The organism is Exiguobacterium aurantiacum DSM 6208 (assembly GCF_000702585.1).
Taxonomy (GTDB): domain Bacteria; phylum Bacillota; class Bacilli; order Exiguobacteriales; family Exiguobacteriaceae; genus Exiguobacterium; species Exiguobacterium aurantiacum.
On the sequence record NZ_JNIQ01000001.1, the window covers coordinates 456381 to 482500 of the forward strand.

Here is a 26120-nt window from a genome sequence, read left to right on the forward strand (position 1 = left end):
CCTGCTACCGCAGAAAGTCAACCTAATACCGAACGATACTTTTACACTGTAACCTTTCGTTCGTTATTGACTTAACTTTTATCGTTCACTTCTCGAATTCTTGAATTTCCGAAGGCATTTGGGTCGAAAGTCGGACAAAAAAAGCGACGTCTTGTCGACGTCGCTTGATTCGTCTCTACATCGGCGGCGCGAACGCTTGCGTCTCCATGTTGACGAACTTGTTATACTCTTTGCGAAACGAGAGTTTGACCATGCCGGTCGGACCGTTACGCTGCTTGGCGATGATGATCTCGATCGTATTGGCGTCTTCACTCTCTTTGTCATAATAGTCGTCCCGGTACAAGAACGCGACGATATCGGCATCTTGCTCGATCGCTCCGGATTCCCGGATATCGGACATCATCGGTCGCTTGTCTTGTCGACTCTCAACACCACGGGAGAGCTGTGACAAGGCGATGACCGGCACTTGGAGCTCACGCGCGATCGCTTTGAGCGTCCGCGAGATCTCCGATACTTCTTGTTGCCGGTTCTCGCCCGGTTTGCCGTTCCCGACGATGAGCTGCAAGTAGTCGATCATGATCATGCCGAGACCGTGCTCTTGCTTCAAGCGACGGCATTTGGCGCGAATCTCGTTGACGCGAAGGCCCGGCGTGTCATCGATATAGATCCCGGCTTGCGAGAGCGACGACATGGCCAGCGAGAGCCGTCCCCAATCCTCGGCTTCGAGCCGACCGGTACGGAGACGCTGGGCATCGATGTTCCCTTCCGCACAGAGCATCCGCATGACAAGCTGCTCCGCACCCATCTCAAGACTGAAGATGGCGACGTTCTCGCCCGTACGGACGGCGACGTTTTGCGAGATGTTAAGCGCAAACGCCGTTTTACCAACAGACGGTCGAGCGGCGACGATGATCAAGTCGTTTCGTTGGAAACCGGCCGTCATCTTATCCAAATCGGTGAACCCGGTCGCAATCCCGGTGATCTCACCGCTCGATTGGTGTAATTTCTCGATTGTCGAGTAGGCGTCAGATAAGACCGAACCGATCGGATGAAAGCTCGACTGTCCTTTTCGTTGCGATACTTTTAAAATGTTCCGCTCCGCGTCGGACAAGACGGCATCGACCTCGTCTTGGCGTTCATACCCGTCCGAGACGATGTTCGTCGCCGTTCGGATGAGCCGCCGCAACGCCGCTTTTTGATCGACAACGTTCAAGTAGTACCCGATGTTGCCGATGGCAGGGACCGCTTCAGCGATTTCCGCCAAATAATTCAAGCCCCCAATTTCATCGAGAATGCCTTGCGCTTGCAGCTCAGAACTGAGCGTGACCAAGTCGACAAGTTCGCCACGGTCGTTGATTTTCAACATGGCTTCAAATATCCGTTGGTGGCTGACACGATAAAAGTCGTCCGGGTCGACCCGCTCCGAGGCCGTGATGAGACGGTCGGAGTCGAGGATGACGGCTCCTAGGACGGCTTGTTCCGCCTCGACGCTATGTGGCGGGGTGTTGACTTGAATCGCATCACTCATCCGTCTCTACCTCACCTTCACACTTCTTGAACATGAACGTTTAACATGGCCGTGACATCATGGTGCAACTTCACCGGCACTTTTGTGAACCCGAGCGCTTTGATCGGATGTTCGAGCTCGATCTTACGTTTATCGAGTTTATAGCCCATCCCTTTCAAAGCGTCAGCAATTTGCTTGCTCGTGACGGAACCGAAGACGCGGCCGCCTTCGCCTGACTTCGTCTTGACGACGATCGTCTCTTTTTCAATTTTGTCTTTGAGCGCTTGGGCTGCTTTCAACTCTTCTTCAGCCGCCTGTTCCGCACGACGTTCTTTCGCCGCGAACGCCTTCAAGTTTCCTGGTGTCGCTTCGACGGCCAAGTTTTTCTTAAAGAGTACGTTTTTCGCATATGCGTCGGCGACATCTTTCACGTCGCCTGCTTTTCCTTGTCCTTTTACATCCACTTTTAAAATGACTTTCATTCCGTTTCCTCTCCTTCGGTTTCATCTGTCATATAATGATCGATTGCTTCTTTCAACATCGCTTTCGTCTGATCGCGACCGACGTTCAATTGGGTCGCCGCGTTCGTCAGGTGACCGCCCCCGTCGAGCATTTCCATGACGACTTGGACGTTGACGTCACCGAGCGAACGGGCACTGATCCCGGTCCGTCCGTCCGGCAAGACGGCGATGACGAATGAGGCTTTGACCCCTTCCATGTTGAGCAGTTGATCTGCCGACTGGGCGATGAGCACTTGATGGTGCGGTTCATCATCCGGGGCGACGGCAATCGCCATCCCACCCGAGTAAATCTCGGTGCTCTCTAAAATGTGTGATTGCTCGATATACGAATCGAGATCTTGACGCATGAAATGTTGGACGAGCACGGTATCCGCTCCTTGGATCCGGAGGAACGAAGCGGCGTCAAACGTCCGCGACCCGGTCCGGAGCGTGAATCCTTTCGTGTCGACCATGATACCGGCTAGAAGCGATGTCGCCTCTAAAATCGACAGCTTGCGTGTGCCGGCCTGATACTCGATCAGTTCCGTCACGAGCTCACACGTCGAGGACGCATACGGCTCCATGTAGACGAGCACTGGATCTTCGATGAACTCTTCGCCGCGACGATGATGGTCGATGACGACGACCCGCTCGGCCCGGTCCAATATCTCGCGTGAGATGACGAGCGAGGGGCGGTGTGTGTCGACGATGACGAGCAGCGTCTGGTCATCGATGAGCGGTTGCGCCTCGAATTCGGTCAAGAAGCGACTGTACAGTTCTTCGTCGTTCTCGACTTCATGGACGAGCCGCTGGATGCCGACACTCGTCTCGCCGGCCGGGATGACGACATACGCCTCACGCCCGACAAATTCAGCCAGTTTCATGATCCCGATCGAAGCACCAAGCGAATCCATGTCCGGGTTTTTATGTCCCATAATGAGAACGCGGCTCGATTCTTTAATCAAGTCACGCATCGAGTTCGAGATGACGCGTGCCCGCACGCGGGTCCGTTTCTCGGTCGGATTCGTCTTGCCTCCGAAGAAGCGGACTTTTCCATTATGACGTTTGACGACGACTTGGTCGCCGCCGCGACCGAGTCCTAAATCAAGGCTCGATTGCGATAAGTTGCCAAGCTCGGTCAACGTCGTCTCGCCGCAACCGATCCCGATCGATAGCGTGAGCGGGATTTTATGCTCTTTCGTCGCCTCACGGACCTCATCGAGAATCGAGAAACGATTGTTCTCCAGCTCAGAGAGCGTCCGCTCGTTCATGACGAGAAAGAACCGGTCGGCCGCCGTCCGGCGCATATAAATATGGTGTTTCTGTGCCCATTGGTTAAGGAGCACGGTCACACGCCGGTTGATTTCACTGCGGACTTGTTCATCGACGCCTGTCGACATCTCGTCGTAATTGTCCAAATACAACACACCGATGACGGTTTGTGTTTCCGAATACTTCTGTTCGATCTCTGCCTCGTCCGTCATATCGAACAAGTAGAGCGTCTGATAATCTTTGTTGTATAAGACGCGATAGACGCGGTCTCCGACTTCGATCGTCGCCTCGTCTTCTTCTTCCTCAATCAACTCGGTGAACGCCGAATGGATCAGATCGAGCGAAATGCCGAGCTCCATCTCGAGTTCAAAAATGAGACGGGATTGTTCGTTGAACCAACTGATGCGACGGTTTTCGTCAAACACCAAGATTCCGATCGGCATGCCGGTCAACGCCTCTTTCCCGACGTCCTCGATGCGGTGCGACAGCGAGTGAACGTATTGTTCCCACGCTTTCCGTTCGCGCCGGATCGTCGCTTGTTGATATACGAAGAATATTAGCGTGCCCACGAACAGGGTGATCGCTGCCACGATGCTGTAGAACGCCAATCCGAACGAGACGAACGCTCCGATAAGATACGGAACCGCGTGTCGCCTGTATTGGTTCTTCACGGATGTTATTGCTTCACCACTGTGCATGTATGCCTCCTAAAATGAGTATGAAAGACTCATGATGTCGAAATGGTTTCTGCTTTATCATACCATATCCGTCTATTTGACTTACACTCCGACGGTAAACAAAAAAACGACCTACCCCGAAGGATAAGTCGTGCGCCAAGATTACTCTGCAACGTATGGAAGCAAAGCCATTTGACGTGAGCGCTTGATAGCGACAGTAAGTGGACGTTGGTATTTCGCTGAAGTACCAGTCACACGACGTGGAAGAATTTTACCACGCTCCGAAACGAAGCGCTTGAGCAATTCTACGTCTTTATAATCGATATGAGTGATGTTGTTCGACGTAAAGAAACATACTTTACGACGACGACGACCTCCTGGACGACGTGCCATGTGAAGACCTCCTTTTTAGGTTAGTTTTAAATCGGTACGATCAGAACGGCAGATCGTCATCCGATAGATCGATTTTTCCGCCGCCCGAGAACGGGTCGGCCTCAAAACCTTTGTTTGAGTTCGAGGACTGAGATGAAGTCGAAGAAGCGGCTGCGCCCCATCCTGATCCACTTGACTCACCACCACCGAATACATCTCCGGCCGGTGCTGTATCACGTTGCGTTGAAGCACCGCGTGGTTCAAGGAAGCGTACGCTATCGGCTACGACTTCTGCCCGGTAACGACGTTGGCCATCTTGACCTTCGTAACTACTGATTTGAAGGCGACCGTCTACGCCGGCCATGCTGCCTTTTTTCAAATATTGTGCCACGTTCTCTGCTTGTTTGCGCCATACGACACAATCAATAAAGTCCGCCTCGCGCTTCCCATCTTGTCCAGTGAATGGACGATCGCAAGCGAGAGTGAAGCGAGTTACGGCGATACCGCTCTGCGTGTAACGCATTTCTGGATCGCGAGTCAATCGACCAACTAACACAACTCGGTTAATCATCTCAAAGCTCCCCTTTCGCAATATGAAGCGTCAAGAATCAACGCTCGTCTTTAGTTGTCATTTGACGGACAACGTCGTCAGAGATCTTCATGAGACGCTCTGTTTCTTGGATCGCTTTCGGCTCAGCAGTGATGTTGAGAAGAACGTAGTGTCCTTCGCGCATCTTGTTGATTTCGTAAGCGAGACGACGTTTACCCATGTCTGTTGTTTTTTCAACAGTACCACCGTTTTCAGTGATGACGTTGTTGAAGCGTTCGATCAAAGCTTTCTTCGCTTCCTCATCAACTGATGGACGGATAATGTAAAGAAGTTCGTATTTACGCATTATCTTTCACCTCCTCTTGGACTAACGGCTCCTACCGGTTGTAGGAGCAAGGAGCAAACAATTGTTTTACTCACGTCATAATATACTATCAAACTTCTCTCCGTTTTACAACACGTTTCAGCAAATTGACTTAAACGTTGAAGCGGAACGTGACGACGTCGCCATCTTGGAAGACGTACTCTTTCCCTTCCGAGCGAAGCTTGCCTTGTTCTTTCACTGCCGTCATGTTGCCTGCTGCCGACAAATCTTCATACGCCACGACTTCTGCTCGGATGAAACCGCGCTCGAAGTCAGAGTGGATGACACCCGCACATTGTGGTGCCTTCATCCCTTGCTTGAACGTCCAGGCGCGTACTTCTTTCTCACCGGCCGTGAAGTATGTCGCAAGGCCGAGCGTCGAGTATGCGGCGCGAATCAACTGGTCAAGACCAGACTCTTCGATACCGAGGTCTTGCAAGAATTCAAGGCGCTCTTCCGGCTCAAGTTCTGAGATTTCTTCCTCGATACGGGCACAGATGACGATCACTTGCGCATCTTCCGTCGCCGCGTGCTCACGCACTGCTTGGACGTATGGGTTGTTGTCTGAATCCGCGACTTCGTCTTCGCTCACGTTCGCGACGTAAAGCATCGGTTTCATCGTCAACAATTGGAAGTGTTTCACGATGGCGAGTTGCTCATCCGTCAATTCAGCGACACGGGCCGGACGTTCCGACTCGAGTACCGCTTGGACGATCTCGAGCGCCTCAAGTTCTTGAGGAGCCCCTTTATCTTTCGATTTCACCATCTTTTGCACGCGAGTGATTCGTTTCTCGACCAACTCAAGGTCCGCTAAAATCAATTCGAGATTGATCGTCGTGATGTCGTCGATCGGTGACACTTTACCAGCGACGTGCGTGATGTTGTCATCCTCGAAACAACGAACGACTTGGCAAATCGCATCGACTTCACGGATGTTGGCCAAGAATTTGTTCCCGAGCCCTTCTCCTTTAGACGCGCCTTTGACGATTCCGGCGATATCGGTAAACTCGAACGCTGTCGGTACCGTTTTCTTCGGTTTGACGAGTTCTGTTAATCGATCGAGCCGTGCATCCGGCACTTCGACAACCCCAACGTTCGGGTCGATCGTGGCGAACGGATAGTTGGCCGCTTCCACACCTGCTTGCGTAATCGCGTTAAATAGTGTCGATTTTCCGACGTTCGGTAAACCGACGATCCCTGCTGTTAATCCCACTTGTATGTCCTCCTCATCCGGCTTTCCCGGGAAATATTAATCCGTCTGTGGAGTGGGCACTTTTAGTACACCACACCGTCACATCCTTCACAATTATAGTTAGTCCGCGGTTAAACCGCAACTCAACACATGAACGTATAGAAAAACGCCACTTATTCAGCGGCGTTTTCTTCTTTAAGCACTTTCTTTAACCGTTTGTCAAAATCACGCCGCGGCATGAGTACGCTCGCACCGCAACCTTGGCATTTGATGCGGATGTCCATACCGACCCGCGTCACTTGCCAGCGGTTCGTCTTGCAGGCGTGCGGCTTCTTCATTTCCACGTAATCGTTCAATTCATACGATTTAGCTTGCATCTCCAGGCGCTCCTTTAGTCGATGTGGTCGGCGACATCATGACCGTACGTGGATACGGAATTTCGATTCCACGCTCGTCTAATCCCGCTTTCAATTCTTTGTGTAAGATGCGGCCGGCCGCGAAGTGTTGCGTCGGCGGCACTTCGGCCATGAGGCGATAGACGACTTCTGACGGTCCGAGCGACTGTACGCCCGCGAGCGTGATCGGTTCGATGAACAAATCATGATATTTTTCTTCGACCGTCTTCGCGATCTCTTTCAACGCTTTTTCGACGTTCGCCATATCTTCTTCATAGGCGACACCGATATCAACGACCGCGACGCTGTTTTCAAGTGAGTAGTTCGTCACTTGCATGATCTGTCCGTTCGGGATAATCGTCACTTGCCCGTTCAACCCTTTCAACTTCGTCGTCCGGATCCCGACTTCGATGACGGTCCCATCGACTTGTTGGTTCAACTTGACGTAATCACCATTCTTATATTGGTTTTCAAAAATGATGAACGCGCCCGTGATGACGTCTTTCACCAAGTTTTGTGCCCCAAACGAGATGGCGAGACCGGCGACCCCGGCCGATGCGATCAAACCAGCGATGTTGACGCCGAACTGGCCGAGTACCGTCAAAATCATGACGAGACCGAGCACGTAACGGATCGTGTTTTGTGCCAGTTTCAACAGCGTCTCGTTTTGCCGTTGGGCGACGATATTATCTTCATGGATTTTGCGCAACGTGAAGACGCGCTGCACCATCGATGTTAAGATGCGCGACGCGACGTAGAGCGCCAAGATAATGAGGGCGACCCCGACCAATTTAAAGCCGAACCCGATCCACATCTCGGTGTCTTGGAAATAAGCGACGAACCGGTTGACGTTCTCAATCGTCTGATCCGCCACCGTCGTCAAATCAGTTGGTTCTGTATTTTGTGAAGCCATGTTTTCACCTCGTAAAGTCGTAGATTCTAACCCATCAAACCATAGTTCACGACTTTTCTCAAACACTACATCTAGACGTTATAAGTTTCATTGTTTTGGGAATGGATTAATACGGTATTTTTCAGCCAAGACAACTAGACGCCCTGCAGCTCAGAAGAGAGGATGAGATTCATGCCGTTTCGCCTAAAACCTCATAAACCATATTCCTTCTTCATCGAACATACTGAACGGAATGGATCCAGCCTGTTTGCCGATCAACTCCACGACCAGTTGGCGAGCGAAGCGCACCGCCCTATCGTCCTCGTCTGTATCGGATCCGACCGCTCGACCGGAGACTCGCTCGGTCCGCTCGTCGGTACGTTTCTTGAAGAGCGGGCAGTCCGCAACTTATACGTGTACGGGACGTTGACCAAACCGGTTCACGCGTTGAACTTGGTCGAAACGCTTCATGAAGTTCAAACACGGTTCCACCGTCCTTTGATTATCGCCATCGATGCTTGTCTCGGCCGCTTGTCGAGCGTCGGTTACGTCTTTTTCTCAGAAGGCCCGCTCGCACCCGGTGCCGGTGTGCAAAAAGAGTTGCCTTCGGTCGGCGAGTACAACATTAAGGCCGTCGTCAACGTGAGCGGCTTTATGGAGATGATGATTCTGCAGAACACCCGCCTCCACCTCGTCTATGAGCTCGCCCGTTTCATCACGGAAGGGTTCGCCGAATTTGACGCCCGCGTCAATCGTTTGCACCATGAGGAAGCCGCCATTACGAGGCTCCGTCAGTCACGGGATGAGTCAAAATCTTGAGGTGACAACAGTGTCAGCAGATGCTCAAGGTCATCTTGCGAGAAATATTTCAACTCGAGGACGCCGCCTTTACGTCGCGGCCGGATCGAGACATCCATCTGAAGACGTTCTGCTAGTACCGCCTCGACGGCTTCGACGTCGGCGTTCGAGCGTTTGAGCGTCTTTTTTGCTGTGCGCTCTTTTTGTAAGAAACGCTCGAGACGTCGAACCGTCCACTGCTCGGCGATGACCCGTCTGGCAATTTGCTCCATCGCTTGAACAGACTTCATCCCCGTAATGGCGCGGGCATGTCCCATCGTCAACTCCCCGACCATGACGGCGTGCTGAACGGCACTCGGCAACCGAAGGAGGCGCAAGCTGTTCGTCACGTGGCTTCGGCTTTTCCCGACACGTTCCGCCAACTGTTGTTGCGTCAAACCGAGTGTCTGCATGAGCTGTTCATAGGCGAGTGCCTCTTCAATCGCGTTCAAGTCCGCGCGCTGAATGTTCTCGATGAGGGCAAGCTCCATGACCCGGTCTGAATCCGCCGTCACGATCAGTGCCGGGATGTCTGACTTTCCGGCCAATTGCGCCGCTTGATAACGACGTTCACCGGCAATGATCTCATAAAAACCGCTCGCCTTTCGAACGACGATCGGTTGCAGCACTCCGTATCGTTCAATTGACTGACGCAGTTCATCGAGTTTCTCTGGTTCGAATTGTTTTCGGGGCTGATTCGGGTTCGGACGAATGAACTTGATCGGTAGCCGTTCCATATGCGTTCCTCCTTATTCGTACAACGATTGAAAAAAGCACGGGCTCACTTTTGTGGCCGTGCTTTAGGGATTCGAATTCGAATCTCGACGAACCCGTCTTCTTCGACTTCTTCAGTTTCGACTTCGATACCTGTCTTACCGATCAGTTCGACCGAGTCGCGAATCGTGTTAATGGCGATACGCGTGTCTCGCGCGAAACTTTTCGTCCGGCGATGCCGTTTCTTTGGCTTCCGCTTTTCTTCTTCGATCGGTGACAACAAAAGTTCGACACGCGCTTCTGTCTCTTTAACGTTGTATTCCTGTTCGATGATTTCGACGAGCACGTCAAGCTGCAGATGCGGATCTTTCAACGGCAACAAAGCGCGCGCATGGCGTTCGTTGATTTGACGATCGCGCAGACATTGCTTCACATCTTCAGGAAGTTTCAACAGACGCAGCTTGTTTGCGATCGTTGATTGACTCTTGCCTAGACTTTTGGCGAGTGCGGCTTGTGTCAAGCCGTTCATTGCCAAGAGACGTTCGTACGCTTCCGCTTCTTCAATCGGACTGAGCTGTTCTCGTTGCAAGTTCTCGATCAGCGCGAGCGCGGCGGTCGTATCGTCATCCATATCACGCACGATGGCGGGAATCGACGACCATCCGAGCGATTTGGCCGCACGAAAACGCCGCTCCCCGGCGATGATTTCATAACGGTCGAGTTCGACCCGTCTGACGACGATCGGTTGGAGCAGACCGTGCTCTTGAATCGTCACGGCCAGTTCTTCAATCTTGGCCGGCTCGAACACTTTACGCGGTTGATAGCGGTTCGGAAGCAAAAGTGACAATTGGATCTCTTCGACTTGGTCGTGCGGTTTGACTTGTGCCATTTCCGTAACGGCCACTTCTTCTCGATTCCCAAACCACTTGGCAAATGTTTTCTTCAACGTCGGCACCCCTTATGTAAAAAAATAAGCAGACTCCCACCGGAATCTGCTTTTAGTTTCACGTGAAACACTATTGCTCAGATTAGTGGCTCTTTCGCCGGTGTCCCCGCCTTACGCGGATATTTCCCGGGCGTTTTTCGTAATTTATCTACAATTACGATATTACGCTCACTCATCTCTCCTGGCAATAGGAACTGGTGTGTCGCTTTTACTTCTCCACCAAGCACGCCCAAGGCGTTTTTCGCGTCTACGAGCTCGTCTGAAACTTTCGCCGCTTTGAGCGCTACGAACGTTCCACCGACTTTCGCGAGCGGTAAACAGTACTCGGCGAGCACCGTCATCCGGGCGACGGCACGAGCCGTCACGACATCAAATTGCTCACGAAACTTTTTATTTTTTCCGAACTCTTCGGCGCGTCCATGATGGAAAGCGACCCCTTCGAGCTCAAGGGCGAGCGCGAGCTCGTTCAAAAACGTGATGCGTTTGTTGAGCGAGTCGATAATCGTCACATGGAGGTGGGGGAACAAAATCTTGAGCGGTAAGCTCGGGAACCCCGCCCCAGCGCCGACGTCGCACACCGTCTCGACGTCGTTAAAGTCAAAATGAAACGCCGCGCTGAGCGAGTCATAAAAATGCTTCAAGTAAACTTCTTCTTTGTCCGTGATCGCTGTCAAATTCATCTTCTCGTTCCATTCGACGAGCATCTCGAAATAACGTTCGAACTGAGCAAGTTGCTTCTCGCTCAATTCGAACCCTTCTGCCTGTAACGCCTCAATAAATTGGGATTCGTTCATCGTCTCACTCCACCGTCGCGTATTGTCCTTGCTCGATGTAGACAAGAAGGATCGACACGTCGGCCGGGTTTACCCCAGAAATACGTGACGCTTGTCCAATCGAGAGCGGACGAACTTGTTTCAATTTCTGTTTCGCTTCTGTTGCCAACCCGCCGATCGCATCGTAATCAAGGTTTTCTGGAATGCGTTTTTCTTCCATCCGACGCATTTTCTCAACTTGTTCAAGTTGTTTTGAGATATAGCCCTCATACTTCACTTGAATCTCGACTTGTTCGGCCACGTCTAGCGGCAACTCGACCGGGGCCGGAACGACCGTCATGAGCGCCTCATACGTGACTTCAGGACGCTTCAACAAGATGTTGGCATGCGTCGCCTCTTTCAACGGGTTCGCCCCAAGCGCCTCGAGCATCGCGTTCACTTCCGGCGTCGGTTTGACGACGAGCGTCTCTAACCGTTTCACTTCTTTGGCGATCGCTTCCCGCTTTTCGCTCAGTTGCGCATGACGTTCTTCCGACAGAAGACCGATGTCATAACCGATGTCGCTGAGTCGGAGGTCAGCGTTGTCGTGACGTAACAGCAACCGGTACTCGGCACGTGACGTGAGCAGACGATACGGTTCGTTCGTCCCTTTCGTCACGAGATCGTCGATCAAGACACCGATATACGCTTGAGACCGGTCCAAGATGACCGAATCTTTTCCGAGCACTTTGCACGCGGCGTTGATGCCGGCCATGACGCCTTGTCCGGCCGCCTCTTCATATCCGCTCGTGCCGTTGATTTGGCCCGCTGTGAACAGGCCTTCGATCGCTTTCGTCTCGAGCGTCGGCCACAGTTGTGTCGGGACGACCGCATCGTACTCGATCGCATAACCCGGACGCATCATCTCTGAGTTCTCAAGTCCAGGAATCGTCCGTAGCATCTGATGTTGAACGTCTTCTGGCATACTCGTCGAGAAGCCTTGGACGTAAATCTCTTCCGTATCTCGACCTTCCGGCTCCAGGAAGATTTGGTGGCGCGGTTTGTCGTTGAAACGCACGACTTTATCTTCAATCGATGGACAGTAGCGTGGACCCGTTCCTTTGATGGCGCCCGAGTACATCGGAGAACGATGCAAGTTCTCGTCGATCAATTGATGTGTCCGTTCGCTCGTGTACGTGAGCCAGCACGGAATCTGTTCAATCGGATCGAGATCTTTCGACGTGTACGAGAACAGGGACGGGTTATCATCGCCCGGTTGAATCTCTGTCTTCGAATAATCGATCGTTTTCCCGTCGATGCGGGGCGGTGTACCAGTTTTAAAACGGACGAGCTCGATACCGAGTTCTTCTAAATGCTTCGATAGCTCGACCGACGGCATCTGGTTGTTCGGTCCGCTCTCATACGACAGCTCACCGATGATGATTTGACCGCGCATGAACGTACCTGTCGTGACGATGACCGCCTTTGAACGATATTCCGATCCTGTGTTCGTCACGACGCCGGCCACTTTCCCGTCTTCGATAATAAAGCGTTCGACGAGCGCTTGACGAAGGAGCAAGTTCGGTTCGTCCTCGAGCACTTTCTTCATATGATTCTGATATTGGAACTTGTCCGCCTGGGCCCGTAACGCCCGTACCGCCGGCCCTTTTGATGTGTTGAGCATCTTCATTTGAATGTACGTCGCGTCAATCGCTTTTGCCATCTCGCCGCCGAGGGCATCGATTTCGCGCACGACGATCCCTTTCGCCGGGCCGCCAATCGATGGATTGCAGTACATGAATCCGACCATATCCGGGTTCATCGTCAACATCGCCGTTTTCGCGCCCATGCGCGCCGATGCGAGTGCCGCCTCGATTCCGGCGTGACCGGCTCCGATGACGATAACGTCAAACTCGCCTGCCGTATAAGCCATATTATTTCCTCCTTCTTATTTACCAAGACAAAACTGTGAAAAGAGTTGATCGATCAAACTCTCTTGAACCGTATCCCCATTGATTTCACCGAGTGTATCCCACGCCCGGCGTAAATCGATTTGGACCATATCAATCGGCATATTCATCAAGGCGCTTCCGAGCGCCTCATCAATTTGTTCGATCGTTCGTTTAATGAGTTGAATGTGTCGCGCATTCGAAATGTATGTCATATCTTGCGATTCGACACCTTTAGCGAAGAACAAGTTCGAAATTGCCTTCTCTAGCGCGTCAATTCCTTCTTCGAGCAAGAGTGAAGTCGCAACAATCGGACGTCCGGCCGCTAGTTTCTCTAGCTTAGAAGAATCCATGTTTTGTGGCAAGTCCGTCTTGTTGATGATGATGATCGCATTCATTCCGGCAATCGCCTCAAACAGTGCCTCGTCCTCGACCGTCAATCCTTCGTGGCCGTTCAAGACGAGCAGAATCAAATCGGCTCCCGCGAGTGCTTTCCGTGATTTCTCCACGCCAATCCGTTCCACGATATCTTCCGTCTCACGAATACCGGCCGTATCAATCAGCTTAAGTGGCACACCTTTCACGTTCACATACTCTTCAATCGTGTCACGCGTCGTTCCAGCAATTTCGGTGACAATCGCTTTCGTCTCTTGGACGAGCGTGTTCATGAGTGACGATTTCCCAACGTTCGGGCGTCCGATAATCGCTGTCGCGAGACCTTCCCGTAAGATTTTACCTTGGCGTGCCGTCTCGAGCAGTTGCTCGAGCACTCGCTTCACGTCGCCCGCCTTCTCTTCGACGATCGCCTGCGTCATCTCTTCGGCATCATACTCTGGATAGTCGATATTTACTTCGACGGCTGCGATCGTTTCAAGCAACTGTTGACGCAAATCGCGCACGAGGCGAGATAAACGGCCTTCCATTTGCGACATGGCCACGTTCATGGCCCGATCGGTCTTTGCCCGAATCAAATCCATGACCGCCTCGGCCTGTGATAAATCGATGCGTCCGTTTAAAAAGGCGCGTTTCGTGAACTCGCCCGGTTCTGCTAATCGAATGTTCGGTTGTTCAAGGATCAACTCGAGGACACGATTGACGGCGACAATCCCACCGTGGCAGTTGATTTCGACGACGTCTTCTCGCGTGAACGTCTTCGGCGCCCGCATGATACTGACCATCACTTCATCCACGACTTCATCTGTGTCAGGGCGTTTCAATTTGCCGTAATGAATCGTATGTGACTCGACTTCCGTCAAGTTTTTCCCAGAAAATACGCGCGCCACCGTCTCAACGGACTGGTCACCGGACAAGCGGACGATTCCGATTGCCCCTTCTCCCATCGGTGTCGAGATGGCTGTAATCGTGTCAAACTCTAGCATCATTCTTTCCCTCCAAACTTCCAAGCTTCTTCTATCATATGCATAACGAACCTACTATACACGATATTTGACTTGAACGAAAGGGTCGGACTTCTCACGATTCCGTTGCTTTCCATCGACTCATTTTCGTACAATAAAGTAATATATTTCCAACGAAGGAGTGAAGTTTGATGCGACAACAGCTAGCGATCCAACTGTTGACGGCGACGTTGCGTGAAGATGACGCGGTCGAAGCGATTTTTTTGAAGGGATCGTTCGGACGTGGTGAAGGGGATGAACATTCCGACGTTGACTTGTACGTCCTTGTCGCCGACCGTCACCTCGATTCGTTTTTAACGCGACGGCGCGAACATCTCGCCGCGTATCGCCCGATTTTATTAACGGATGAGATTCACATCGTCGCCCCGCAACTGATCGTCGTGTATGACGACTTTTTACACGTCGACTTGTTCACAGTGACGATGGAGACGTTGAACGACCAAGACGACGTGACCATCCTCTATGACCCAAAACAACGACTGAAAGAACATCGCTCGACTTTGACGTTGGCGGACGATGCACTATTCAACCACACGTTCGATTCGATTTGGTTCTTCTTTCAATATACGAAAGCACGCGACCGAGGAAACGACGTCTGGGCGGTCGAGATGCTTCGTCAAGGTATGACTCACTTCGCGTACGTACTGGCCGCGCATCATGACCCTTCCCGTGCCTCGCTCGGACTAAAAGACGTGGCCGCTCGGGAAGTGATCCCGCTCCGCAAATGGTATGAAGCGTTGACACCTTCACGCCACCCGATCGTTGCCAAGCACTATATCGCTCGGCTCGAGGAAGAGCAGGAGTTCTTCGAGACGATTCCCGGATTCAGTCACATCCGTTTATTCTGTAGTCAATTGATCCTGCGTGAAAAAAGCCGCCCTCATTGAGGCGGCTCGTTTCACATGGCTTCGCGTCTCGTGCGACGTAGCGTGAAGTAGAGGACTAACTCGATGATTCCGACGGCGATCAAAAATCCACCGAACAATTGGAACAAGACGAGCAAACTGCTGAACGGATTCGTCAACATGAGGAGTCCGATGCCAATCCAGAGCAGACTCGTCACGAAGAAGTAAATCCAGTGGTCTGCCATCGTCCGCCGGTAACCGACAGCTTGGATGAGGCGAATGATGCCCCCGAATACGAATAGCAACCCGATGAATATCGGCAACAAGCTTGCGAGCGTCTCAGCAAAGAAATAGACGATGAGCGCCAGTAACAAGTAGACGATGCCCATAAAGAAAGACGGGGGGAGGCCGGCACGTTTATGACGCAACCCTTGAAAGACGGCCCACAACCCTAGGACCGCCAAATAACCGGCGGCGACGTAGACGATGACGTCAAAGAAAAAACGAGGATTCAATAAAATAAACAGCCCGATTAAAAGATAGATACCTGCTTGCAGAAGTGTCGAGCGTTCCAACCGTTTGATGAGCGTCTCCATCGTAAAGACTCCTTTCCACGTATGCGTTTAGCCCGTCCTTCTCCTATTCCCGCCTTTGGGGATCTTATATCTACACAAAAAAAGGCTGTGAATCTCGGATTCACAGCCTTTTGGCATTACTTACGTTTTTTCTTTTTGTTCTTCTTTTCTTCTTCCACGAGGGCGGCACGTTCTGCTTCTTTCGCCGCGATTTTCGCTTCAGCTTGCACTTTCATCTTCTCGCGCATCGGGAGCATGATCGCCATCGTCACGATGATCGAGATGATGTAGCCGACGACCCAGTACATCGAGAGGGCAGCCGGAAGCGTGATCGACATGACAAAGATCATGACCGGGAAGATGTAGAGCATCATTTTCAATTGCGGGTTTTGTTCTTGACCTGCCATCGAGATCTTCTGCTGCGCATACGTCAAAATCGCAGCAAGGATCGGCAAGATGAACGTCGGATCTGGTGCCCCGAGGTCGAACCAGAGGAAACGAGCTTCAAAGATTTCCGGCGTCCGACGGATCGCATCGTAGAACGCGAAAAGGATCGGCATTTGAATCAAGATTGGCAAACAACCTGCAAGCGGGTTGATTTGATACTCTTGATACATTTTCATCATTTCTTCTTGTAGCTTACGCTGTGTCTCTTGGTCTTTCGAGCTGTACTTCTCACGAAGCTTCAGCATTTCCGGTTGCAATACTTGCATCGCACCCATACTCTTCGTCTGCTTGATCATGAGCGGCAAAATTAATAGACGTACAATGATCGTCGCGACGATAATCGAATACCCATACTGCCATGTACCACCAATCAAGTACGCAGCTTCTTTCAATAACCATGCAAGGGGCCAAACAAAGTATTTCGCCCAAAAGCCTTCTGTCTCAGCCGTGATCGGCTCTCCCTGGATCGTCGAAGGGTCGACACAACCGGCCATTAACAAAATGGCACCAGTCATAACGGCTAACAATCCTAATTTCAGCTGTTTGCTCATAGTTCCTCCTACACTTTCTGTATCGATTCTTTTTTGTTTCATCTCACGTCTATCGGTCAATCTTGGTTAGTTTACGTTATATATGAAAGAACGAGTCCGGATTGCAGTGGACGTTCGACTTATCTTGACTTCCAAACTTTAGCCCGCTTAAAGGCATGCTTCAAGCTTTCCGTCACTTCATCTTGCGACAAAGCCGTTGCCGGTTTACGCGCAATGATGACGTAATTGTGCGGCGCCACGTTCGGTTCAAGTAGGCGAAGCGACTCACGCATCAACCGTTTCATCCGGTTTCGTTCTACGGCGTTTCCTAACTTCTTACTGACAGAAAGCCCGACCCGAAAATGCGCTTGATCCGCTTTGAGCGTGTAGACGACAAACTGACGATTGGCCACGGAGCGTCCTTCGCGAAACACCGCTTGGAACTCTTCATTCTTTTGCAAACGGTATTCTTTTTTCAAAATTCTCACTCCATCCTTCGGTTCAAAAATCGTCAACTAACATCATACCATATCCCATTCGTTTCAACGAGGGCGAATCAGCTTTTTCAACTTGATTGTGTGACAAAAAAAAGATTGCCCAAGGATAAATCCCTAGGCAATCTTGTGATCGTTATTAGACAGTCAAGGCTTTGCGGCCTTTACGACGGCGAGCTGCAAGAATGTTGCGGCCGTTTTTAGTCGCCATACGCGCACGGAATCCGTGAACTTTTTTACGCTTACGGTTGTTTGGGTTAAACGTTGGTTTCATGGTTAAGCACCTCCTCAAGGTTAACGCTCTATTAGCAAGTTATGGTTTCATTTAAGGCAGTCTTTAAGATTATATAAACTGTGACTTAGAATGTCAATCCATTTTCGGCAGGTTTTCATGATCCACCACAAGCACCAGCTCGATCGATCCATTTGAGTAGGCGAGGGGAACGATTACCACCATTTGCTTTAGTTGGTAGCCGAAAATTGACACAATGTTTACAGTAACGCTCGCGCTTTCTTTACAAATAGCATGGCTAAGCCATTTTATCCACATGATTTGCTAGTTATCCACACTTATATGTGAATAACTCCTCTTTTTTCAACAAACTTATCCTCCGTTTTTTAAATTTATCATTTTCCTCTCTTACAAAAATGTTATTCACATTTCCTTCTCCCTCTTTTGTGTATAACTTTTTACATCGCGAATTCCTGTTAAGTCGTTTATCCACAACATATCCACAGTTTATCCACAATATACACAGCATGTGGATAAGTGCCTGTGGATTATTTTCTTAGTCTGTGGATAAATATCAAAAAGCGTTGCCACGTCTATTTTATTTTGATAAACTGAATGTGCACAAACTTGTGGATGAACTTTCAGTCATAACAAGATATACACAGGCTGTGGATAACTGTTATCCCCACCATCAACACCGTGTGGATAACTTTATCCACAGTTTTTGTTCTCTGTGGATAATCCTAGTATGTACTATAGAATAGTGATTGTGTATATCGTGTGAATAAGTTTCGCCAATATAAACGGTAAAGGAGGTCTTTCATTGAAAAATGCTCAAGAGATTTGGAGAAACGTTCTGTCTTTGATCGAAGAAGAAGAACGCACACCAAAAGCAAGTTTTGACATGTGGTTGAAGTCGACAGAAGGGATTTCATTGATGGGGACGACACTCGTCGTATCTGCGCCAGCCAGTTTTATCGTGACTTGGCTCGAACGTCAATACTTATCCTTGTTGCAAGACACGGTCGAAGAAGTGACGAACAATAAGCTTGAAATTCATTTTATTGAGGAGTCACAAGCACATAAGTATGCACCTGCTGACGGATTGCCATTGAAAGAGACGATTGCTGTCACGGAAACGAAAGAACAGCCCGTACCAGTTCTATCAAAAGAGGAAGCAAGTCTCGGACAATTGAACGATAAGTACATCTTTGAGACGTTTGTGATCGGTTCCGGCAACCGGTTTGCCCATGCGGCTTCGCTCGCTGTCGCTGAAGCACCGGCAAGAGCCTACAACCCGCTCTTTATTTATGGAGGCGTTGGATTAGGAAAAACCCATCTCATGCATGCCATCGGTCACTATGTGAAAGGGCAGAAGCCAGGAGCCCGAATCGCTTACGTTTCATCTGAGAAGTTTACGAATGAGTTCATCAATTCAATTCGGGATAACAAGACAGAAGAGTTCCGTAACCGCTATCGAAATATTGATGTCTTATTAATCGATGACATTCAGTTCTTAGCTGGGAAAGAACAGACGCAAGAAGAGTTCTTCCACACGTTCAATGCGCTCCACAATGACCAGAAACAAATCGTCATCTCGAGCGATCGACCACCGAAAGAAATACCGACATTAGAAGACCGTCTCCGTTCACGCTTCGAATGGGGTCTGATCACAGATATCACGCCGCCTGACCTAGAGACACGAATCGCGATTTTACGGAAAAAAGCGACAGCCGAAGGACTCGACATTTCCAACGAGGTCATGCTGTATATCGCCAATCAAATCGATACGAACATTCGTGAGCTAGAAGGAGCGTTGACCCGCGTCGTTGCCTACGCGAAACTCGTCGGCCGTCCGATCGACCCTGATGTTGCCGCAGAAGCGCTGCACAACATCATGCCGGTCCAAGAAGCGAGAAAAATCGTCATTCGGGACATCCAAGAGATTGTCGGACGCCACTTTAATATAGAAGTCGATGAACTAAAAGCGAAAAAACGAACGAAAACGCTCGCTTTCCCTCGTCAAATCGCAATGTACTTATCACGTGAGATGACAGAGAGTTCATTACCGAAAATTGGGGAAGAGTTCGGAGGAAGGGATCATACGACCGTGATTCACGCCCACGAGAAGATTAGCACGTTGTTAAAACATGATCCGGAGATGCAAGAGACGATTCAAACGTTGAAAAAGGCGTTGTCTTAAAATCGACTTAAAACGATGTGGATAACCTGTGGATAAACAACCTCAGTTATCCACAGGTTATTCACAGGCGAAATGGCTCAACACGAGTGGTTAAAGCCACTTATCCCCACTATCCACAGCCCTTATTACTATTATGACTTAAATAATACTATTATTATTAACTACTACGACTCATTTCACTTAGGAGGAATTATCCACATGCACTTAACGATTCAGCGAGATGTATTCATGCAAGCCGTACAAGACGTATCAAAAGCTGTCGCTTCACGGACAACGATTCCGATTCTTACAGGATTGAAGCTTGAAGCACATGCGGATGGGTTAACCCTCACAGGTAGCGATACTGAGATTTCGATTGAGCGTTTGATTCCAATTGAAGAAGGTGGCATCGAGCTCATCCAAATCCAACGGGCCGGCAGTGTCGTCTTAAACGCTCGTTTCCTTGGGGAAATCGTCAAGAAGCTTCCAACGAATGAAGTGACGCTCGAAGTGTCACCGAACTTTATGACGCGTATCGAATCAGGACAAGCCGAGTTTCACTTGAACGGCCTTGATCCTGACGAATACCCGCGCCTCCCGGAGCTCGCAAGTGACCGCCGCTTCTATTTGCCGGCTGATTTGTTGAAGACGATCATTCGCCAAACGAGCTTCGCCGTTTCATCACAAGAAACACGACCAGTTTTGACGGGTGTGAATTTCTCCGCTGAAAAAGGGTTCCTCACATGTGTCGCGACGGATAGTCACCGCTTGGCACTTCGCCGTGCCCGTTTCGAGACGGATAATGATTTGACGTTCCAAAACGTTGTCGTCCCAGGACGCTCGCTTAACGAACTAGCCAAGTTGCTCGATCGTGAAGAGTTGCCGATCGAGATCGTCTTGACGGATCAACAAATCTTATTCCGCATGAAAAACATCTCATTCTTCTCGCGTCTGTTGGACGGTGCATATCCAGACACGTCACGCTTGATCCCGGAAGAATATCGAACTGCAGTCCGTCTGAACGCGAAAGACTTCTTACAGGCGATTGATCGCGCGTCACTGCTCGCACGGGCTGATCGCAATAACGTTATCAAGTTTGTTGCCGAAGAAGCGACGACGGTTGAAGTGAGCTCGCATTCCCCGGAAGTCGGAAAAGTGTCCGAGCGTGTCAGCATTTTATCGCTTGAAGGGGAAGAACTTAAAATCTCGTTCAACTCGAAATTCGTCATGGACGCACTCCGCGCCCTTGATGCTTCTGAGATCGAGATTCAATTCACCGGTTCAATGCGTCCGTTTATTTTACGCCCGGTCGAACAAGATAGTGTCCTCCAGTTGATTTTGCCAGTTCGCACATCGTGACCGTGACGAACCGGATTGGGGATGATAAGGTACTTTGCCTTATCATCCCCGTTTTTGCCTTATTCGACGTTTTTCGATAAACTAATAAGTATGGCGATTTTTTGTAATTAGTATGAAAGAAAGGGAGTGACGACATGAACAAAGTGTCGATTACAACCGAGTATGTAACACTCGGACAATTTTTGAAGTTAGCGGATATCATCTCGAGCGGAGGCCAAGCAAAGTTTTTCTTGGAAGACGTGCAAATTAAAGTGAACGGCGAAGTGGATCAACGTCGCGGGCGTAAGCTCCGTGACGGAGATAAGATCGAAGTCGAAGGCTTCGGAGATTTCCAAATCGAGGGCAACTAACGTGCGTTTAATGTCGATCCGATTGCAAAACTACCGCAACTACGAAACCCTCGAGCTGGATTTTTCAGATCAGACGAACGTTCTCATCGGTGAGAACGCCCAAGGGAAAACGAATCTGCTCGAATCGATTTACGTACTTGCACTGGCCAAATCGCATCGGACGACACAAGATCGTGAGTTGATCGGATGGGAGTCCGATTCCGCATTCATCGAGGGTCGGATCCATAAACGGACAGGTGAGACGGTACAGTCGCTCACGTTCTCCTCAAAAGGCAAAAAAGCGAAGCTGAATCATCTAGAGCAACGACGACTTAGCGATTACGTCGGTGCATTTAATGTCGTTTTGTTTGCTCCGGAAGACCTTGCCATCGTTAAAGGTAGCCCGCAAGGCCGAAGACGATTTTTAGATATGGAAATCGGTCAAGTCAGCCCGGTGTATCTGCATGACTTGAATCAATACTTAAAAACGTTGAAGCAGCGGAACGCCCTGTTAAAGCAGTTATCGATTAAAGGCGGGGATGAGACATTACTCGAAGTCCTAACCGATCAGTTGATTGAAGTCGCTGTGAAAATCGTTTCAAGACGGCACCACTTTATCGATCAACTCGAAAAATGGGCGGGACCGATTCATGCGGGCATCACGCGAAACCTAGAGACGCTGACGATTCAGTACGTATCGGACACGTTCCAAAAAGAACGTCACACGAAAGAACAGATGTTTGAAACGTATCGACAAAAGTTTGATAAAATAAGAGAGAACGAACGAAGACGAGGGGTGACTTTGTTCGGTCCTCATCGCGACGACTTCGAATTGTACGTGAACGATCGAAACGTCCAAACGTTCGGTTCACAAGGTCAGCAACGCACGGCGGCCTTGTCTTTAAAACTAGCGGAGATTGAACTGATTCATGAAGAAGTCGGGGAGTACCCGCTCTTATTGTTAGACGACGTTTTGTCAGAACTCGATGACCATCGCCAAACCCATCTGCTCGACACGATGGGGAAAAAAGTTCAAACCATCCTTACGACGACGAATATCGATGGAATTGCCCATGAAACGATTCAGCAAGCCAAAGTGTTTCACGTGAAACAAGGAGAAGTTGAATCCGAATCTGTATAAACGTAGAACCAATCAAGACGAACACCAATTCATGTATAGTAGGTGAACAAAACCGATGAGTAACGAAAACGAAAAACAAATGCAAGACTACGGTGCCGATCAGATTCAAGTACTTGAAGGTTTAGAAGCAGTCCGTAAGCGCCCTGGGATGTATATCGGTTCAACGAGTTCGCGAGGTCTCCACCACTTGGTGTGGGAAATCGTCGATAACTCGATCGATGAAGCGCTCGCTGGTCATTGTGAAACAATCACTGTGACGGTAGAACCAGGGAATTCGATTGTTGTCGAGGACGACGGTCGAGGGATCCCGGTCGATATCCAGAAGAAGACGGGACGTCCAGCCGTTGAGGTCATTTTTACCGTCCTCCACGCGGGCGGTAAGTTCGGCGGCGGCGGATACAAAGTGTCCGGCGGTTTACACGGTGTTGGTGCATCCGTCGTCAACGCCTTGTCGACGAAGTTAGAAGTGTTCGTCCGTCGAAACGGAAACGTCTATTACCAATCGTTCAAACGCGGTGTTCCGCAAGGCGAATTAGAAATTGTCGGAACGACCGACAAGACAGGGACGACGGTCCGTTTCTTCCCGGATGGCGACATCTTCGAAGAGACGCTCGAGTATGATTTCGATTTGCTAGCGACACGTCTTCGTGAACTTGCGTTCTTGAACAAAGGGTTGCGCATCATTGCCAAAGATGAACGTGGCGACGAGACGATCGAGCGAAACTATCATTACGAGGGTGGAATCAAGTCGTACGTCGAGCACTTGAACCGCTCGAAGTCATCGATTCATGAAGAACCGGTTTACGTTCACGGGACGAAAGACGGAATTGAAGTCGAGATTGCCCTTCAGTACAACGAAGGGTTCGCGAGCAACATTTACTCGTTCACGAACAACATCCCGACCCATGAAGGTGGGACGCACGAGACCGGCTTTAAGACGGCTCTTACGCGGTCAATCAATGACTACGCGAAGCGCTTCGGATTGATGAAAGAAGCCGACGGCAGCTTGTCAGGTGATGACGTCCGTGAAGGATTGACGGCAATCGTATCGGTCAAACACCCATCGCCGCAGTTCGAAGGACAGACGAAGACGAAGCTCGGTAACGCCGACGCGCGTACAGCCACAGACTCACTTTTCACGGATACGTTCGAGCAGTTCTTGCTTGAAAACCCGTCGGTCGGTCGATTGATCGTCGACAAAGGATTGATGGCAGCTCGCGCCCGTCTCGCGGCGAAACGCGCCCGTGAGATGACGCGACGCAAAGGCATCCTCGAAGTCAGTTCATTGCCAGGGAAATTGGCGGACTGTTCGTCGAAAGATGCATCGAAGTCTGAACTGTATATCGTTGAGGGTGACTCGGCCGGTGGTTCGGCGAAGTCTGGTCGTGACCGTCACTTCCAAGCAATCCTGCCGATCCGCGGTAAGATCATCAACGTCGAAAAGGCACGTCTCGATAAAATCTTGGGGAACCAGGAAGTTCGGACGATTATCACGGCACTCGGTACCGGGATTGCAGAAGAATTCGACTTATCGAAAGCACGTTACCATAAACTGATCATCATGACCGATGCCGACGTCGATGGTGCCCACATCCGGACACTCCTCTTGACGTTCTTCTATCGGTACATGCGTCCGCTCATCGAGAGCGGCTACGTATATATCGCCCAACCGCCGCTTTACGGTGTGAAGCACGGAAAAGAAATCGTATACGTTCAAAACGATCGCGAATTGCAGGAAGCGATTAAGCGCCTTCCTGAAAATGCACGATATAGCGTCCAGCGTTACAAAGGTCTTGGTGAGATGGACCCGGAGCAATTGTGGAGTACGACGATGAACCCAGAATCGCGCTCGATGCTGCGGGTTGACCTTCAAGATGCCATCGAGGCGGATGAAATCTTTGAGACGCTCATGGGAGACAATGTCGAGCCGCGTCGCGACTTTATCCAGTCACATGCGCACTACGTGAAAAACCTCGATATTTAAACAGAAGGGTAGGCAATAACGAATGGCAGAACAAGAAAATATCAAGGATATAAATATTAGCCAAGAGATGCGGACGTCGTTCATGGACTATGCGATGAGCGTTATCGTGTCACGTGCCCTTCCGGACGTACGAGACGGTTTAAAGCCGGTCCACCGCCGTATTCTCTATGCAATGAACGAACTCGGTATTCGGGCTGATAAGCCGCATAAGAAATCGGCACGTGTCGTCGGTGACGTGATCGGTAAGTATCACCCGCACGGTGATTCAGCCGTGTACGAGACGATGGTGCGCATGGCTCAAGACTTCAGCTATCGTTATGAACTCGTCGACGGACACGGCAACTTCGGATCTGTCGATGGGGACTCTGCGGCCGCGATGCGTTACACGGAAGCCCGGATGTCTAAAATTGCGATGGAACTCGTGCGCGACATCGGTAAAAATACGATTGATTACCAAGCGAACTTTGATGGGGAAGAGAAAGAGCCTGTCGTTTTACCGGCACGTTTTCCAAACTTTCTCGTCAACGGGACGAGTGGGATCGCCGTCGGGATGGCGACGAACGTACCACCACATAACTTGAACGAAGTAATCGACGGTGTGCTCGCACTTACGCACAATCCTGACATCACCATCGCTGAGTTGATGCAACACATTCCTGGTCCGGATTTCCCGACATCAGGAGAAATCTTAGGTCGGAGCGGCATCCGTCGCGCCTATGAAACAGGCCGTGGTTCGATCACGATGCGTGCCAAAGCAGAGATTGAAGTGTTGAAAAATGGTCGCGAACGTATTCTCGTCCATGAAATTCCTTACCAAGTGAACAAAGCGCGTCTTGTTGAGAAGATTGCAGACTTAGTTCGGGATAAGAAAATTGAAGGCATCACTGACTTACGCGATGAATCCGACCGGAACGGCATGCGTGTCGTCATCGAAGTTCGACGCGATGCGAATGCGAGTGTCATTTTGAACAACTTGTACAAGCAGACGCCAATGCAGACGACGTTCGGTGTCAACATGCTCGCCCTCGTCGGTGGACGCCCGAAGACACTTAACATCAAACAAGCGATTTACTACTACATCGAACACCAAAAAGAAGTCGTACGTCGACGGACACAGTTCGACCTTGATAAAGCAGAGGCGCGTGCGCATATTCTCGAAGGATTACGCGTCGCTCTCGATCACCTCGATGAAGTCATCGCACTCATCCGGAGCACACGCACTGGAGATGAGGCACGTGAGAAGTTGATTGCCCGTTTTGGACTTTCGACGGATCAAACGCAAGCGATTCTTGATATGCGACTTCAACGATTGACAGGGTTGGAACGGGAGAAAATCGAAGGTGAGTATCGTGAAGTTCAAGCGCTGATCGAAGAACTCCGTGCCATTCTCGGCGATGAAGAGCTTCTTCTCGATATCATCCGCAACGAACTGACTGAAATCAAAGAACGTTACGGTGATGCTCGTCGTACCGTGATTCGCACAGATATCGTCGAGCTCGAGGATGAGGACTTGATTCCGGTTCGTGACATGATGATCACGCTCACGAGCGAAGGCTATATCAAATCAATTCCGACCGACTCGTATCGGACGCAACGACGTGGTGGTCGTGGGAAACAAGGAATGGGGACGAACGATGAAGACTTCGTGCTTCGTCTGTTATCGGC

26 protein-coding genes (1 of these 26 only partly in view) are annotated in these 26120 nt (G+C 50.4%); 8 read left to right on the forward strand and 18 right to left on the reverse strand.

Going from position 1 to position 26120, the window contains the following annotated elements; genetic code table 11:
• Positions 1-175: 175 nt before the first annotated feature.
• From dnaB to P398_RS0102555, 9 genes are all read right to left on the reverse strand, one after another.
• A complete protein-coding gene (gene dnaB / locus P398_RS0102515; protein WP_029333996.1) occupies positions 176-1528 on the reverse strand; it encodes a replicative DNA helicase in 1353 nt (450 codons plus the stop codon).
• Between the two features lie 17 nt (positions 1529-1545).
• Complete coding sequence (gene rplI, locus P398_RS0102520) at positions 1546-1989, reverse strand: 50S ribosomal protein L9 (RefSeq protein WP_029333997.1); 444 nt, start codon at positions 1987-1989, stop codon at positions 1546-1548.
• The gene (locus P398_RS0102525; RefSeq protein WP_029333998.1) at positions 1986-3977 is read right to left on the reverse strand and encodes a DHH family phosphoesterase; all 1992 of its coding nucleotides are present in this window, start codon (positions 3975-3977) and stop codon (positions 1986-1988) included. The genes rplI and P398_RS0102525 overlap by 4 nt, the downstream gene beginning before the upstream one ends.
• Positions 3978-4118: 141 nt before the next feature.
• Positions 4119-4349, reverse strand: a complete 231-nt coding sequence (rpsR, locus tag P398_RS0102530) for a 30S ribosomal protein S18 (protein WP_015880232.1) — start codon at positions 4347-4349, stop codon at positions 4119-4121.
• A gap of 40 nt (positions 4350-4389) precedes the next feature.
• On the reverse strand, positions 4390-4899 hold the full coding sequence (gene ssb / locus P398_RS0102535) for a single-stranded DNA-binding protein (RefSeq protein WP_024371077.1): 510 nt from the start codon (positions 4897-4899) through the stop codon (positions 4390-4392).
• Between the two features lie 37 nt (positions 4900-4936).
• A complete protein-coding gene (rpsF, locus tag P398_RS0102540; protein ID WP_024371078.1) occupies positions 4937-5224 on the reverse strand; it encodes a 30S ribosomal protein S6 in 288 nt (95 codons plus the stop codon).
• A 130-nt stretch (positions 5225-5354) separates the two neighbouring features.
• Positions 5355-6455 (reverse strand): redox-regulated ATPase YchF, encoded by a 1101-nt coding sequence (gene ychF, locus P398_RS0102545; protein WP_024371079.1) that lies wholly within the window; start codon positions 6453-6455, stop codon positions 5355-5357.
• Positions 6456-6607: 152 nt separating this feature from the next.
• The gene (locus tag P398_RS0102550) at positions 6608-6811 is read right to left on the reverse strand and encodes a DUF951 domain-containing protein (protein ID WP_024371080.1); all 204 of its coding nucleotides are present in this window, start codon (positions 6809-6811) and stop codon (positions 6608-6610) included.
• Entirely contained in the window at positions 6801-7742 is a 942-nt protein-coding gene (locus P398_RS0102555) for a mechanosensitive ion channel family protein (protein WP_051638853.1), read from the reverse strand. The genes P398_RS0102550 and P398_RS0102555 overlap by 11 nt, the downstream gene beginning before the upstream one ends.
• 171 nt (positions 7743-7913) lie before the next feature.
• On the opposite strand from P398_RS0102555, the gene yyaC reads away from it, so the two are divergent.
• Entirely contained in the window at positions 7914-8540 is a 627-nt protein-coding gene (yyaC, locus tag P398_RS0102560) for a spore protease YyaC (protein WP_029334000.1), read from the forward strand.
• On the opposite strand, the gene P398_RS0102565 is transcribed toward yyaC, so the two are convergent.
• The 5 genes from P398_RS0102565 to mnmE form a co-directional block, all read right to left on the reverse strand.
• Complete coding sequence (locus P398_RS0102565) at positions 8513-9295, reverse strand: ParB/RepB/Spo0J family partition protein (protein ID WP_024371083.1); 783 nt, start codon at positions 9293-9295, stop codon at positions 8513-8515. The genes yyaC and P398_RS0102565 overlap by 28 nt on opposite strands.
• Positions 9296-9339: 44 nt before the next feature.
• Positions 9340-10218: a nucleoid occlusion protein gene (noc, locus tag P398_RS0102570; RefSeq protein ID WP_024371084.1), complete on the reverse strand. Its 879-nt coding sequence runs from the start codon at positions 10216-10218 to the stop codon at positions 9340-9342.
• 77 nt (positions 10219-10295) lie between these two features.
• On the reverse strand, positions 10296-11012 hold the full coding sequence (gene rsmG, locus P398_RS0102575; RefSeq protein ID WP_024371085.1) for a 16S rRNA (guanine(527)-N(7))-methyltransferase RsmG: 717 nt from the start codon (positions 11010-11012) through the stop codon (positions 10296-10298).
• 4 nt (positions 11013-11016) lie between these two features.
• On the reverse strand, positions 11017-12903 hold the full coding sequence (gene mnmG, locus P398_RS0102580) for a tRNA uridine-5-carboxymethylaminomethyl(34) synthesis enzyme MnmG (protein ID WP_029334001.1): 1887 nt from the start codon (positions 12901-12903) through the stop codon (positions 11017-11019).
• A gap of 15 nt (positions 12904-12918) precedes the next feature.
• Entirely contained in the window at positions 12919-14298 is a 1380-nt protein-coding gene (mnmE, locus tag P398_RS0102585) for a tRNA uridine-5-carboxymethylaminomethyl(34) synthesis GTPase MnmE (protein WP_024371087.1), read from the reverse strand.
• Positions 14299-14468: 170 nt separating this feature from the next.
• Here mnmE and P398_RS16020 point away from each other — a divergent pair, with 170 nt between their 5' ends.
• On the forward strand, positions 14469-15224 hold the full coding sequence (locus P398_RS16020) for a nucleotidyltransferase domain-containing protein (protein WP_034798824.1): 756 nt from the start codon (positions 14469-14471) through the stop codon (positions 15222-15224).
• Between the two features lie 11 nt (positions 15225-15235).
• Here P398_RS16020 and P398_RS0102595 read toward each other — a convergent pair whose 3' ends face one another.
• The 4 genes from P398_RS0102595 to rpmH all read right to left on the reverse strand — a co-directional run bounded on the left by P398_RS0102595 (position 15236) and on the right by rpmH (position 17502).
• Positions 15236-15778 carry an HdeD family acid-resistance protein gene (locus P398_RS0102595; RefSeq protein ID WP_024371089.1) on the reverse strand — a complete coding sequence of 181 codons (543 nt, stop codon included), beginning with the start codon at positions 15776-15778 and terminating at the stop codon, positions 15236-15238.
• Positions 15779-15894: 116 nt separating this feature from the next.
• Positions 15895-16755: a membrane protein insertase YidC gene (gene yidC, locus P398_RS0102600; RefSeq protein WP_029334003.1), complete on the reverse strand. Its 861-nt coding sequence runs from the start codon at positions 16753-16755 to the stop codon at positions 15895-15897.
• Between the two features lie 119 nt (positions 16756-16874).
• Positions 16875-17213, reverse strand: coding sequence for a ribonuclease P protein component (gene rnpA / locus P398_RS0102605; RefSeq protein ID WP_024371091.1), 339 nt, complete (start codon positions 17211-17213; stop codon positions 16875-16877).
• A gap of 154 nt (positions 17214-17367) precedes the next feature.
• Positions 17368-17502 carry a 50S ribosomal protein L34 gene (gene rpmH, locus P398_RS0102610; RefSeq protein WP_015880216.1) on the reverse strand — a complete coding sequence of 45 codons (135 nt, stop codon included), beginning with the start codon at positions 17500-17502 and terminating at the stop codon, positions 17368-17370.
• 781 nt (positions 17503-18283) lie between these two features.
• Between rpmH and dnaA the strand changes: the two genes are divergently transcribed.
• The 6 genes from dnaA to gyrA all read left to right on the forward strand — a co-directional run.
• Positions 18284-19663, forward strand: coding sequence for a chromosomal replication initiator protein DnaA (dnaA, locus tag P398_RS0102620; RefSeq protein ID WP_024371093.1), 1380 nt, complete (start codon positions 18284-18286; stop codon positions 19661-19663).
• 198 nt (positions 19664-19861) lie between these two features.
• Positions 19862-21001, forward strand: a complete 1140-nt coding sequence (gene dnaN, locus P398_RS0102625) for a DNA polymerase III subunit beta (RefSeq protein WP_024371094.1) — start codon at positions 19862-19864, stop codon at positions 20999-21001.
• Between the two features lie 134 nt (positions 21002-21135).
• Complete coding sequence (gene yaaA, locus P398_RS0102630; RefSeq protein WP_024371095.1) at positions 21136-21351, forward strand: S4 domain-containing protein YaaA; 216 nt, start codon at positions 21136-21138, stop codon at positions 21349-21351.
• 1 nt (position 21352) lies between these two features.
• Complete coding sequence (gene recF / locus P398_RS0102635; protein ID WP_029334004.1) at positions 21353-22471, forward strand: DNA replication/repair protein RecF; 1119 nt, start codon at positions 21353-21355, stop codon at positions 22469-22471.
• Between the two features lie 55 nt (positions 22472-22526).
• Entirely contained in the window at positions 22527-24455 is a 1929-nt protein-coding gene (gene gyrB, locus P398_RS0102640) for a DNA topoisomerase (ATP-hydrolyzing) subunit B (protein WP_024371097.1), read from the forward strand.
• Positions 24456-24477: 22 nt separating this feature from the next.
• Positions 24478-26120, forward strand: partial view of a DNA gyrase subunit A gene (gyrA, locus tag P398_RS0102645; RefSeq protein ID WP_029334005.1) — the 5' portion only. It continues 928 nt past the right edge of the window; the window shows 1643 of its 2571 coding nt (coding positions 1-1643); its start codon is at positions 24478-24480; its stop codon lies off the right edge, out of view.